The sequence below is a fragment of the Phormidium sp. CCY1219 genome (genome assembly GCF_055795085.1).
In genome coordinates this window covers 1-12,763 of the sequence record NZ_JAYFEQ010000816.1, presented here as the reverse complement: position 1 = coordinate 12,763, position 12,763 = coordinate 1, and the positions used below count along the sequence as shown (strand labels likewise).

Here is a 12,763-nt window from a genome sequence, read left to right as displayed (position 1 = left end):
TTTAGGCTGGTCAGGTGGTTAGAAGTACAAGCCCCTGGCTTTAGACATGGGGTTGGTTTCTACGGAGTCCCTGACCTGCTTCCTTCGCCCGCTGATTACCTCTAGCGCGTTAAGTACGAAAGCCCGATCAGCACCGCCAATAGCCCTACTACACTCAACAGAAAATGCTTCACTGAGGTGCCTCGCTTGCGTACCATATTACGCATTGCCAATTTGACATAACTATCTTTGGGCTGCGATTCTTCCGCAGGGGCGGCGATCGCCTGGTCAGGTTGGGGGGTGTCAGAGAGGGTGTCGGGAGTGGATGGATGAGTCATAAGGATTGATGATAACGCGAAAGGCTTCTAGGGAATTGTAACAATAAGTTCACAAAATGGTTGAGAGAAGAAAAAATTGAGAATTGAGCCTTCAACTGCACAATTCTCAATTTTCTGTAGGTTCTGGAGGCTCAATTAAGCGCTAGAGACCTCGCCTAGCTGCGTTTCCTGACGTAGATAGGCTTCGATGAATGGGTCGAGGTTGCCGTTCATCACATCAGAGATGTTGGTGGTTTCCACATTGGTGCGTAAATCCTTGACCATTTGGTAAGGATGAAACACATAATTGCGGATTTGGTTGCCCCAGGCGGCTTCCACCATATCGCCTCGAATTTCGGCAATTTCGGCGGCGCGTTGCTCTTCAGCAATCACCAGCAACTTTGCTTTCAGCAAAGCAAGGGCTTTTTCCTTATTTTGCAATTGCGATCGCTCCTGGGTACAGCGAACCGCGATGCCAGTGGGGATGTGAACCGCACGCACTGCAGTTTCCACCTTGTTGACATTTTGCCCGCCCTTACCGCCAGAACGAGACGTGGTAATCTCCAAATCCTTTTCCGGAATGTCGAGATCCACCGACTCATTGAGAATCGGCATCACTTCCACCCCAGCAAAGCTAGTTTGGCGCTTGCCATTGGCATTAAACGGAGAAATTCGCACCAAGCGGTGGGTGCCTTTTTCCGCTTTCAAAGAGCCGTAAGCATAGCGACCCTCGATCTCCAAGGTAGCCGATTTAATTCCGGCTTCATCTCCTGGGGACAGTTCGCTGCACAAAACCTTGTAACCGTGACTCTCCCCCCAACGAGTGTACATTCGCAGCAGCATTTCCGCCCAATCTTGGGCATCCGTGCCACCTGCGCCAGCATTAATCGTCAATACCGCCCCGTTTTTGTCGTAAGGGCCAGAAAGCAACTGTTGCAACTCCCAGCGTTCGAGTTCGCGATCGAGGCGGGTAATATTCGTTTGCGCTTCTTGCAGCAGCGCCTCGTCTGGTTGAAGTTCGAGCAGTTCCAAAATTGCCTTGGTATCTTCGAGGCTATTTTTCCACTGATGATACTGCTCCTTGTGGGACTTGAGTTCGTTGAGTTCTTGCAGGATCTCAGACGCCTGATTGGGGTCATCCCAAAACTCAGGTTGAGCCGCAAGCTGCTCTAAGTCATGGATTTTGGCATTGAGAACCGGAATGTCAAAGATAGTCCTGGGTTTTACCCAGGCGATCGGACAACTGTTCGACTTCGCGTTTGATGTCTAGGACTTCCATATTGAGTTAATTGAGTTAGACCAGAGTGGACTCCATCGATCTTCTACAATACTGCGGCTAGGAACGCGATGCGGGAACTCAAACCCCTTCGTTGACCTTATAGGGCGTCTCGGCGAAAGGCCCGGATGGCGCATCATTTCTTGCATCCCTAACCCGCATGAAAAATCGATCTGGAGTATTGGGGCTAATTACTCCACGATTAATTGTAAAGAATGAGGGAAGAATTGGGATCCGGTTTTTTGGGGAAGCTTTCCGAACCCGATCGCGCATGCGTGGCAAGTCCTTGCAGTACCCTCCGCCCTTGGGAAGAGTTTCGCAGACGGAATTGAGTTGAGAATTGTTGCTAAATGCCGGCAAATGGTCACAAAAGCGCCGATTGAGGTGACTCGCCAGAAAATCGCTCCATTACCCGCCAACAGAGGATTTAAGCGTACTATGACTCTCATTCTTCAGCAAGCTTTCTTAACAAACCGGAAAGGCGATCGCAAAAAGCCAGAAAAAACCTCAGTATTTTTACGGAAATTTCGGGGATCCTAGGGCAGGAGTTCCGTAAAACGCCCCTAGTAAGTTGCATCTATCTTAGGACAGAATAAGGACAAAATTAACTAATCTTTATCAGTAGCTTTTACAAAAGTCTCTGACTTATCTCCCCAAACATCACGGGGATGTCCTTATTGAGGATTTACTAGAATGGCAACTCAATCCTCTCTGCGCTATAGAGGGATGGAACTGTTAGTTTCGTACCACCAAAATCCCTCCCTAGAAATTCGCAATCAGCTCGTGCGGTTGAATGCTGGTTTGGTGCGAAAAATCGCCCATCGCGTCAGTCATCAATGTGCAGAGCCGTATGAAGACCTCGAACAAATCGGTTACTTGGGCTTAATTCGGGCGATCGAACGGTTCGACCCCACCCAAGGCTGTGCCTTTAGTTCCTTTGCGGTGCCCTACATTCGCGGCGAAATGCTGCACTTTTTACGCGATAAAGCATCTTCCGTGAAGATTCCGCGTCGCTGGCGAGAACTGCAATCCCGAGGGGAAAAAGTTCGCGAAGCCCTAACCGAGTCCCTGGGACGCCCCCCGAAAGAGGCAGAAATTGCCGCCGAGTTAAATATTTCTCTGGAAGAGTGGCGCGAAAGCAAGTTGGCGGGTCAAAATCGCAACCCCCTGAGTTTGGATGCCTTGGTGTCTCAGCACGTGGATACCCCAGTCACCTTGGGCGAGACATTGGTGGATAGTCACTACCAATCCCTACAGCGCCTGGAAGAAGAACGACAACAACTGCAAGAAGCGCTCAACCAACTGGAAGAAAAAACCAGAACCGCGATCGAATCGGTGTTTTTCCAAAATATTCCGCGCAAGGTGGTGGCGGAACAAATTGGTGTCAGTCCGATGACCGTGACGCGCTGGATTAAACGCGGTTTGGAGCAAATGGTCGGTGCGTTGCAAGGATCCGTAACTCAAACCGAGTCCTAGAAAAATACTGCAGGCATGGAATAAATGCAGCATTCAACCGCGAGGAAAGTGGGGGGTAAACCAACCCTCCACTTTCTCTTTGCCACTCCACTTAATGCTCGAACACATCCTTATATTGCAGTAAATCTAAAGCAACGAAGGTGGGCAAACATTGAAAACACTCTTGGGCGAGTGCCCACCGTTCTTCGCGTTTGAGCATTCCCATTAATTTTTGTTGTACGGGCAGCAAGTAACGAACATCGTTGGCGGCGTAACTCAATTGCTCTTGCGAGAGATTGTCCGGATTTCCCCAGTCGGAACTCTGGGCTTTTTTGTCCAGTTCTACGTTTTCCAGTTCTTGCACCACCTCTTTGAGACCGTGACGAGGACTGTAGGTGCGCGCGAGTTTGCTGGCAATCTTGGTGCAGAAAACGGGTTGGACTTCGATCGCCAGATGATAGCGCAGAGTCGCCATGTCAAAGCGAGCAAAGTGAAATACTTTGACGATGTTGGAATGTTCCAGAAGCTGCTTTAAATTGGGGGCTTCTGTTTGTCCTCTGGGAATGCGAACCACGGTGACGCGCGATGAAGGGTCGCAAAGTTGCACCAAACAAAGTCGATCGCGCTGGGGCAACAGTCCCATCGTTTCCGTATCCACCGCGATCGCCCCTGCATATAAATACTCCGCTAACTGTTCTTCCGTCAAATCGCGATCGCATACTTGAAAATCTGTCAATCCCATCGCTTTAGCTTTCCTCCTCCTGCTCTCCCCCGCAATTTTGCGCGCGAGAAACTTGCTATTCCCGCCTTCTCCCGCTTGGCGCACTTCCTCGCCGGAGATTTCGCTCTTTAGCATCCCGGAAAACTGCACACCTGTCAAGCTTTCGTGCAAAATACCCCCACCCAATTGGGGTGGGACAAGCGTTGCCCCACCCCAATTGGCGATCGCAGTGCAATTACCGCGTCTTGATGAAAATTTGAGTGTAATAATATTCCCCTTCGGCGTTTTTGGCAATTCCCACCCCGGTGAGGTCATAATTGCCCAGCATATTTTTGCGATGCCCGGGACTATTTATCCACCCTTCAACCGCTTGTTGAGCGGGATTATTATACCCTTGATTGTAGGCGATATTTTCCGCCGCTCCTCGATAGGAAATCGACTCGGCGATCGCTTCAATTCTCCGGTCAAATCCCCCATGACTAAACGAAACTTCTCCAGTTGCCATCGACCGAGAGTGCTGCCTCGCCACTTGGCTAATCGGTTCCTCGAGTTGCAACGGCGGCAGGTTTTGAGATTCACGATACTCGTTCACAAGCTGGAAAACGGTGCGCTCCAATTCCCGATATTCGCTGGTGGAATTAGAGGAAGTTTGCAGTGACAAATTATTCGGTGAAGGAGAAGGACTCACGGGAGGAGAGGGGGGTGGAAGGGTGAACCTACAGCTTGCCAGGGTAAAGGCGATCGCCGCGATCGGCCACCATCGGAACCACCCCCCCTTCCCGGCGATCGGCGAGGGGATGCCTACCCACCCAGCATCAGGGGTTTCACACCGCCACTGCCCTGGCAAGTGGGGGTTTTCCGGCGATCGCGGCAGTTGCGCGTCAACCTTATCCATCGGGTTGCAGGTATTTCGCCACAGCTTGCACGTCTTTGTCTCCACGTCCAGAGCAATTAATCACAATGCGCGGGCTGCCCTCGAGTTGCGGACAAAGGGTTTCGAGATAAGCGATCGCATGGGCCGTTTCCAATGCCGGAATAATTCCTTCTAATTTCGACAACCGCTCAAACGCCCCTAACGCTTCCGCATCCGTGACGCTGTAATATTCCGCCCGTTGGCTGTCTTTCAAATAACTATGTTCCGGTCCGACTCCCGGATAATCTAACCCCGCACTAATTGAGTGCGCCTCGAGCACCTGACCTTCTTCATCTTGCAGCAAATAGCTCATCGCGCCATGCAAAACGCCCACTTCGCCCCGGGTTAAGGTCGCCGCGTGTTTCTTGGACTCTACCCCTTCTCCGGCTGCTTCTACCCCAATCAGACGCACGTTCGCATCGCGGAGAAATTCATAAAAAAGTCCGATCGCGTTGGATCCACCACCAACGCAGGCCAGCAGAATATCCGGCACTCCGCTCCATTTTTCTTCGCATTGCTGGCGCGTTTCCCGCCCGATAATCGCTTGGAAGTCACGCACGATCGTCGGATAAGGGTGCGGGCCGGCTACGGAACCGAGGATGTAATGGGTGGTCTCTACGTTCGTCACCCAATCGCGAATCGCTTCTGAGGTGGCATCTTTTAGGGTACCGGTGCCGGCAGAAACGGGACGCACTTCGGCCCCCATCAGGCGCATTCTAAAGACGTTGAGGGCTTGCCGTTCCATGTCTTGGACGCCCATATAAATGACGCATTCTAAGCCAAACCGGGCGCAAACTGTGGCGGTGGCGACCCCATGCTGACCCGCACCAGTTTCGGCAATGATGCGCTGTTTGCCCATCCGTCTGGCAAGGAGTGCTTGTCCGATCGCATTATTGATTTTATGCGCCCCGGTGTGGTTGAGGTCTTCGCGTTTGAGATAAATTTGCGGCCCGCTACCGTCGGGTCTGGCGTAATGTTGGGTCAGGCGTTCGGCAAAATAAAGCGGGGTGATCCGTCCCACGTATTCGCGCAGCAACAGGTTGAGTTCGGCTTGGAATTCGGAATCCTGGCGGTATTGCTGATAGGCGGTTTCAAGCTCGGCTAAGGCGGGCATCAGGGTTTCGGGCACGTATTTGCCGCCGAAGCGCCCGAAGCGTCCCAGAGGATCGGGGTTTGGAGTGGGGGTTCCGGAAGTTGTGGGTCTTGGTGTTGTGGTCACGGGGCAAAGGATAATCAATTAAACAACTTTCTATTATAAGGACTGTTCGCCGTAAGTCGGTTTTAAGATAGGGCTGGAACCGACCGATGCCTGGGGGCGCGTCGCGCTACCCTGAAACCAAAGTTCTATCGTTATTTTTCGCGTTTATGGCATCTTCTAAAAAGAAATCCAGTGGCGATCGCATCGCATATCAAGAGTTTGGTTCTCAAACTAATCGGGCAACGGAACGTCCGGTTCCGGAACTCCCTCCCTCGGAGCACAATCTCCGCGTCCAAGCCTCTCGCAAAGGACGCAAAGGCAAAACGGTGACGGTGATTAGCGGGTTTCAAGCTAAACCGGAAACTCTCAGTGCCCTGGCAAAGCGCTTAAAAAGTCAGTGCGGCACTGGCGGTACTGCGAAAGCAGATACGATTGAAATTCAAGGCGACCACAAGCAAAAAATTGTCGAAATTCTCGCCAAAGAGGGTTATAAAGCCAAAATTAGTGGCGGCTAAGTGGGATGATCTTGGACGAGTTTACACCGATGCGATCGGCCTATTTTTTAAACAATTTGCTGCAAATCCTGCGCCACATCGTTGAGTCGCTCTGTACCCACTTTAACTTGCGTAATCCCTTGGGCAGTTTGATTGGCCACTTGATTGAGGGAATTCATTGCATCCACTACTTGTTGAATGGCAACGGCTTGCTGTTTGGCACTCAGGGAAATTTGTTGCGTACTTACGGTAATATTGTCGATCGCTTCGGTCACTCCTTGAAAGGCTTGTGCCGTTTCTTTCGCAACGTTTAAACTGGCATCTACAGTTTTGGTTCCTTCATCGGTAACCATTACGGTAGAATTAATCGCTGTTTGAATATCCGAAACTAAAGCATTAATTTTTTCCGTGGATTTCTGACTTTGATCGGCAAGTTTGCGAATTTCACTCGCCACTACGGCAAATCCTTTTCCATGTTCCCCCGCCCGCACTGCTTCCACGGCGGCGTTGAGTGCCAACATGTTGGTTTGGGTGGCTAAATCGCTAACCAATCCAGAAATGTTGCGGATTTGAGAAGTTTGTTCGCTTAAACGTAAAATCTGTTGGGCAATTTCTCCGACTTTTTCTTTGAGCGCGGACATATCATTTAAGGTGCGCTCTACCGCTTTGCTCCCTCCCTCGGTTAAGCTTAAGGCATTGCGAGCATCTGCAGCTGCAGCTTCGGCTTGTTCGGCAGATTGTCGCGATGATGCGCCTAATTCATCCATCGTCGTCGTGGTTTGATTCACCGATGCCGCTTGCTCGTTGGCAATGCGTTCTTGCTGAACCATTGTAGTGGCAATATCGGTGGATGAACGGGTAATTTCTTGGGCAAATTCCTCTATCCGCCGGCTAACACCCGAGACAATAGAAAAAACGCAATTTAACACCAATCCCAGTTCGATTAATCCCCCGATTAGCAGGGTTAAGCGCACCCATAGTAATGCATTCTCTAGGTTGGCGCTTTCTCTCTCTAGCAATTGCCGCTCTGAAATACTTAATGCGCTTTCCCCAGTTTCTTCGATTTGTTCCTCTATCTGCTTTACCGTTCTCCAGGAATCGTAGGCTCGATTTCCATTAAACCAGGCCACGCTTGTCATGGCAATAAATCCAAAAGTTGGTAGGCTACAAACAAGCCAAATATAAGCCCCCAGTTTTTTGACATACTTCATCAGTGGTGTCTCCTTTGGTTTGAATTTCCTTTGGTTTGGGTTGCCAGAAAGTATTTGGTTTTTTTAGAGTTATCATCAAATTTAATGTTACCCTGATTTGGCTTTTATAATAAAATTTTCTGGTGGGTAAATAATGGTCTGGATGCTATTTTATCTCAGTGGGGATAGGCGCGATCTCCAATAGGGGCATCCCTAACCTACGCTTCGATCGCGATCGCTCCAATTTTTCGGGATCCCTACCTTATCTCTGCACCCAATTCCAGAAAGAAACCCCACCAATGGATCCATACTTGAAAGCCTGAATTTAATTGTAGCCCGGAACAAGCGCTTACGGTAATGAAATTGTTCCCTCATCCATTGCCAATTGCCAATTAGAAATGAGCAGAATACGCTTTGGGGTTCGGATGGCGGGGAAATCGTGGAGTGGGATTGATGGAGGTGGAGGATGGGTTTTAGGAGGGGAAAGTCCAACGCCATCAAGCCGATTTCGGCTCAGTTGAGGATGGATTTGTCGGGATTGGCGGGAGGCGTTTGAGCGAAGAATGGAGTGGCGATCGGATTACTCTGGTTCCTCGGGGACAATTTTTTCCAGGGCTTCTACTAAGGGTGGCAAATCGTTATGAATCGTTTCCCAAACCACTTCTAATACAATTTTGTCATATTCTTGGATAATGCGATTTCGCATCATAATAAAAGGGATTCGAGATAAAGAAATCCGCGTTTTTTCAGAAAGACGACGTTCGGCTTCGCCAATAATTTCGAGTCGGCGAACCACCGAATCTTGCAATTGAATATTCGCCAGAAAATCTGACCAGCTACTTCTGGAGACATAGCTCAAAGCAAGTTTAGCCGATATTAAAATATCCAGCAGGTATTGCAAGTCACGCGGTGGCATAAATCACCTCAGCTAAAGTTGGGACAGCTTGAGGGCGTAAGGGTTTTAGATTGACTCCATCTGCGCTTTGGCGAACCATCTGTGTTTCTGTGGGAAAAAGATTGCTTCGATCCGATGGATTCGGAACTGAAGTCACGGCACAAGGATGCGAGTCTAAGGTAAAAAATAGGCGAATTGCGATCGCCCTTAGAGCATTTTGGCGATCGCTGCGGGGTATGAAGCTAGCAAAATCGGCGACTTTTGCCAGATCGGCGAAGTCACCGTGGGGTTTTGTAGAAGTTTCCATCCTCTTGACACTCGTCGAGTCAGCTCCCTCATCTAGGGTACCACTATTTGCATCGGCTCTGGATCGAGGTGAACTGGGGAGAATTGCCATTTCCGCAACAGAGGGCGCGATCGGCGAAGCGACAGGAGAGGATCCCCACGCCCTCTGTTGCGATCGGGGTTGGAATCGGCGATCGCCCCCCATACCCCTGGCGCAAGCAAAGCGTGGTTTGCATCTCTCCTTTTGAAAAAATTACCCAAATCCGATTCCAGTACGGGTTTCTCTCCCCCACCGACGCCGAATATAGCAACATTTAGCACCCACCTCAATCCTGACTTCCTACCCTCCTTATCTGTAGGAGTACGGATTTCTTTACCAAAGGAATCGTTAAGATAGTAATAGGGTCAAGCATCAAGACGCAATACCTTATCTCGCGCCCCACTGTTCGACCCCAACCCACTTTTTTTGATAATGAGGGAGTTTCTTATGGATTTAGTTCGAATTCTTTGCGCGATTTTTTTGCCCCCCCTAGGCGTTTTCTTGCAAGTCGGAATCGGCGTAGATTTTTGGATTAATATTTTGTTAACGGTATTGGGTTACATCCCCGGTATCGTTCATGCCGTATGGATTATCGCCAAAAAATAGACGCTATTTGGTAATGTAATCAAGAGTAGGGTGGCAGTGCCCATCCTACAATATTTTTGTTAGAAAACCTCATTTTTTAGGTTTTTATGACGTTGAAAAAGACCAAAAAATGGTTTAAGTAAAAATTAAAAATTTTAAAATAAATAACTTTTTAATCAAAATCAAGCGAAAATAAAAAAGAAAAAAGCAGAGTAGTATAGTCCGTGGAAAGCAGCAATAGCGGTGTACTTCAAACCTGCGATCGGCTTTTTTCCCAGAAATTCTTGAAACCAAGTAGTCAGTTTAGCCTTGTTAGGGGAGGAGCGCCCGGATTGGCGTTTCACGGAATATTGTTATGAAATTTTGGTAACCCGAGTGTTGCTAGAGTTTTCCAATGTGAAACTGCTCGACTACGAACAGCGATCTCCGGAGTTAGAAGCGAGTTCCAATTCCTTCGCCGCGATGGCGATCGCGCACCTAAAAACCCAATCCACCCACCAACAACCTCAAGAGAGGTAACAGTGGAAAGTAACTCTGGTAAAGAGCCTGTACCGACGGGGGTACAATTGTTTTGAGATTCGGGAATTATTCCGATTAATCCACTGGATGATGACCTTATTCAAGGAGTGGGCGATCGCGTCGATTTTCCCCCAAAAGTAGGCAGGTGGGCAGAGAAAGCCACTGGGCTGTTTGCTAGGAGCAACTCATATCTAGAAGCTGTGCCCACTCTATTAACTGTACTTGGAGAGGCGATCGCTCTATCGGGAAATGAAAGAGCGATCGCCTTTTGTGGGACTAAAAGTTAATCCCTTGATAACCCATTAGCTGAAAAACAAACCGCCATGATTGAAGAGATTTGCCACAGTGCGGTTGCGGTTAAGCGCATCAGCGCGACGCACTGCCGCTTCAGCATCAACCAATCCCGCACCGTACTGATTGCCCGTATTAGAACCCCCCCAAGTGCGCCATACTCGGTTTGCCGTGCTGGTGAGGATATTTCGCACATCTCCTGCACTCAAACCAGTATTGACACTCCAGACAAGAGAGGCAGCGCCTGCCATGCTGGGACTAGCAAATGAAGTTCCCCAGGTATTCTCGTGACGGCCATTGATGTTAGCCGTCAAAATGCCCGAAGGTGCAACTGCAGTCAGTTCTGAACCGTACTGCGAGTAAGGGTGGCGGGTGGCGCTGTTACCATTACTGTCACCCACAGCACCCACTGCCATGACATTACCATACTGTCCAGCAAAGTTAGCAGGCCAAGAGACAACATTAGTCGGTCGGTTTTGACTGTTACCAGAAGCAATCACAAACAGTGCCGTATCTGCATTCTGCTGCATGAGATTAGCCAGTGCAGCATTATAGTAGTTGCTAATATATTCAGCACTCAAGTTGTAAACCAGTCGCTGACCCCTGGCTCGGGCATATTCGATCTGCTCTTGAGCCGCTGCATTAAATGAACGAGAGCCAAAGACATTCGAGACATACACTGGGCTAGACCAGTTAATTCCAGCCATGCCATATCCATCATTCGTATCAGCAGCAGCAACACTTTGAACCGCAGTTCCATGTCCCCAACCACGACGACCGGCTAAAGCGTCTTGGTCAGAACTATCAATAATGGATCGTCCACTATTCAGGTCAGAGTGGGTCGGTCGATTATAACTATTGAGGTTCAACCCCGTATCCGCTATACCCAGCAGAACATTGCTCGAACCCGTTGTAAATCGCCACGCACCAGGAACGTCCATCATCCGCAGATTCCACTGTTGCGAGAATAAGGGGTCGTTAGGCGTGACGCCGAGATTGACGGTGCCATTGGAGAATTGCACTCGCTCATACCCTTGGAAGTAAATCTCTTGACCCGTACTGTTGACGCGCAACCAATCAAACGTGGTGCCACCAAATACGGCACGGTTATTGGCATTGAAGGTCACGTCACTGCTGCGGATACCGGAGAGGTTGAGGGTATCAGTCCCACCTGCGCCAATGAAGACCGACCCTTGGGTCATGCCAGAGAAGGTATGGGAGCCATTGCGGAAGTCTCCAATCTTGAGACTGTTGGCATTGTTGGGATTAAATGCCAGCACTCGCATCTGAACGTTGCTGGAGCGTCCGACATTGCCGCTGGCATCTCGCGCTTCGGCGTAGATGCTGTAGTTTCCGGCGGATAAATTTTGGTTGTTCAGATTTGCCAGACGAACCCCATCTCGATTGAGGATAGAAAGTTCGGTGACAGCACCCGTTGCTTGATTGCGAGCGAATACCCGCACGCTGGTGGGGGTAACGTTGGTAGCCCAGTTCAACCGTAATGCGCCCCGTTGGAAGACCGTATTGCTGGTGCCATCCCCAGAAGCATCTACGGCAGAGAAAGCGGTAAAGCTCGGCCCTGTGGAAACTGCTTGCACTGAGGTATTGAGGTTATATCCAGTGCTGCCAGCGAAGCGGTTAACGCGGACGTAGTAGGTGCCGGGATCTAGATATTGACTGACAGAATCACTGTTGTTACCGCCATTGACGGAACTGGCAATGGTGCTGCCGTTGGCATTGAGCAAGCGCAGATCGGCATCGGCACTCATGCCAGAAATACTCAAATTGACCCGACTGCGAGTATTCACAGTGAACCGATAGTAATCATCCCCGTCATACTGGCTGACGTATTCCGTGAGAGATTGACCCAGGGTGAGATTGCGGGCATTGTTGATGCTGTTACCTGCGGTATCGGCGGTCATGGTCATGTAGGCTGGATTGCTCCAGGCGCGACCATCATACGCCTGGACGGAAATGCGGTTATCGCCGGGAACGCTGCCACTGACAAAGCGGAGGTAACTGCGTTGGCTGGCAGTAATCTCAAAGGTGGAGGGTTGACGTACCCAACGGCCATTCTGCCAGAGGACGAAATAGCCACTGTTGTAAGCGCTATTGAGATCTTGGAAGCGGTAACGCACGATCGCATCTCCGTCTGGATCGCTGACGTTGAAGGTGGGATAAATGTAGTAACCGATATTCCAGGTTTGATTTGAACCACTAACAACAGGAATTCGATTCAAAGATTGACCGGAAGTCCTCAGTGTATAGCTCGTGTCGCCACTATAGCGTTTGACGCGGATGTAGTAAGTGCCGGTGTTTACATTCACGGCGACTGAATCGGTATTGTTGCTGCCATTGGTGGAACTGGCAACGGTGCTACCACTGGAACTCAGTAAGAACAAGTCGGCATCGGCACTCATGCCGGAGATGCTCAGGTTGACTCGGGTCGGCCCGTTGACGCTAAACCGATAGTAATCGTATTGGTCGCTGCTGCTGACTCGTTCAGCAATCGTTTGACCTAGAGTAATATACCGCGCCGATGACATGGTGTTTCCGGCAGTATCGACGATTTGACCGGAGGTACTGAGTCGATAGTTGGTATCGC

General features: G+C 49.9%; 14 protein-coding genes. 5 read left to right on the top strand and 9 right to left on the bottom strand.

The window, feature by feature from the left end; translation table 11 throughout:
* Positions 1-101: 101 nt before the first annotated feature.
* Positions 102-317: a DUF3285 domain-containing protein gene (locus tag AC0QH1_RS25660; protein ID WP_324634278.1), complete on the bottom strand. Its 216-nt coding sequence runs from the start codon at positions 315-317 to the stop codon at positions 102-104.
* A gap of 135 nt (positions 318-452) precedes the next feature.
* Positions 453-1,575 (bottom strand): peptide chain release factor 2 gene (gene prfB, locus AC0QH1_RS25655; RefSeq protein ID WP_324634277.1). Its coding sequence is split into 2 segments (ribosomal slippage): positions 453-1,502 and positions 1,504-1,575, totalling 1,122 coding nucleotides; the frame shifts between segments, so codons are not numbered across the junction.
* 690 nt (positions 1,576-2,265) lie between these two features.
* On the opposite strand from prfB, the gene AC0QH1_RS25650 reads away from it, so the two are divergent.
* Entirely contained in the window at positions 2,266-3,048 is a 783-nt protein-coding gene (locus AC0QH1_RS25650) for an RNA polymerase sigma factor SigF (protein WP_324634276.1), read from the top strand.
* A gap of 91 nt (positions 3,049-3,139) precedes the next feature.
* Here AC0QH1_RS25650 and AC0QH1_RS25645 read toward each other — a convergent pair whose 3' ends face one another.
* From AC0QH1_RS25645 to trpB, 3 genes are all read right to left on the bottom strand, one after another.
* The gene (locus AC0QH1_RS25645; protein WP_324634279.1) at positions 3,140-3,769 is read right to left on the bottom strand and encodes a ribonuclease H-like domain-containing protein; all 630 of its coding nucleotides are present in this window, start codon (positions 3,767-3,769) and stop codon (positions 3,140-3,142) included.
* A gap of 214 nt (positions 3,770-3,983) precedes the next feature.
* On the bottom strand, positions 3,984-4,643 hold the full coding sequence (locus tag AC0QH1_RS25640; RefSeq protein WP_324634275.1) for a CAP domain-containing protein: 660 nt from the start codon (positions 4,641-4,643) through the stop codon (positions 3,984-3,986).
* On the bottom strand, positions 4,636-5,880 hold the full coding sequence (gene trpB, locus AC0QH1_RS25635; RefSeq protein WP_324634274.1) for a tryptophan synthase subunit beta: 1,245 nt from the start codon (positions 5,878-5,880) through the stop codon (positions 4,636-4,638). Before trpB ends, AC0QH1_RS25640 begins: the two co-directional genes overlap by 8 nt.
* Positions 5,881-6,026: 146 nt before the next feature.
* Here trpB and AC0QH1_RS25630 point away from each other — a divergent pair, with 146 nt between their 5' ends.
* Positions 6,027-6,374 (top strand): translation initiation factor, encoded by a 348-nt coding sequence (locus tag AC0QH1_RS25630; RefSeq protein ID WP_324634273.1) that lies wholly within the window; start codon positions 6,027-6,029, stop codon positions 6,372-6,374.
* A gap of 47 nt (positions 6,375-6,421) precedes the next feature.
* Here the strand turns inward: AC0QH1_RS25630 and AC0QH1_RS25625 are convergent, their stop codons facing one another.
* From AC0QH1_RS25625 to AC0QH1_RS25615, 3 genes are all read right to left on the bottom strand, one after another.
* Positions 6,422-7,564 carry a methyl-accepting chemotaxis protein gene (locus AC0QH1_RS25625; RefSeq protein WP_324634272.1) on the bottom strand — a complete coding sequence of 381 codons (1,143 nt, stop codon included), beginning with the start codon at positions 7,562-7,564 and terminating at the stop codon, positions 6,422-6,424.
* A gap of 559 nt (positions 7,565-8,123) precedes the next feature.
* Positions 8,124-8,459 carry a HepT-like ribonuclease domain-containing protein gene (locus AC0QH1_RS25620; RefSeq protein WP_324634271.1) on the bottom strand — a complete coding sequence of 112 codons (336 nt, stop codon included), beginning with the start codon at positions 8,457-8,459 and terminating at the stop codon, positions 8,124-8,126.
* On the bottom strand, positions 8,446-8,745 hold the full coding sequence (locus AC0QH1_RS25615; RefSeq protein ID WP_324634269.1) for a hypothetical protein: 300 nt from the start codon (positions 8,743-8,745) through the stop codon (positions 8,446-8,448). Before AC0QH1_RS25615 ends, AC0QH1_RS25620 begins: the two co-directional genes overlap by 14 nt.
* A gap of 47 nt (positions 8,746-8,792) precedes the next feature.
* On the opposite strand from AC0QH1_RS25615, the gene AC0QH1_RS25610 reads away from it, so the two are divergent.
* The 3 genes from AC0QH1_RS25610 to AC0QH1_RS25600 all read left to right on the top strand — a co-directional run bounded on the left by AC0QH1_RS25610 (position 8,793) and on the right by AC0QH1_RS25600 (position 9,867).
* Positions 8,793-9,041, top strand: a complete 249-nt coding sequence (locus AC0QH1_RS25610; protein WP_324634267.1) for a hypothetical protein — start codon at positions 8,793-8,795, stop codon at positions 9,039-9,041.
* A gap of 169 nt (positions 9,042-9,210) precedes the next feature.
* The gene (locus AC0QH1_RS25605; RefSeq protein ID WP_324634266.1) at positions 9,211-9,369 is read left to right on the top strand and encodes a YqaE/Pmp3 family membrane protein; all 159 of its coding nucleotides are present in this window, start codon (positions 9,211-9,213) and stop codon (positions 9,367-9,369) included.
* A 288-nt stretch (positions 9,370-9,657) separates the two neighbouring features.
* Entirely contained in the window at positions 9,658-9,867 is a 210-nt protein-coding gene (locus AC0QH1_RS25600; RefSeq protein ID WP_324634264.1) for a hypothetical protein, read from the top strand.
* A gap of 302 nt (positions 9,868-10,169) precedes the next feature.
* Here the strand turns inward: AC0QH1_RS25600 and AC0QH1_RS25595 are convergent.
* The coding region (locus AC0QH1_RS25595) for a S8 family serine peptidase (protein WP_324634263.1) at positions 10,170-12,763 on the bottom strand (2,594 nt) is incomplete at its 5' end.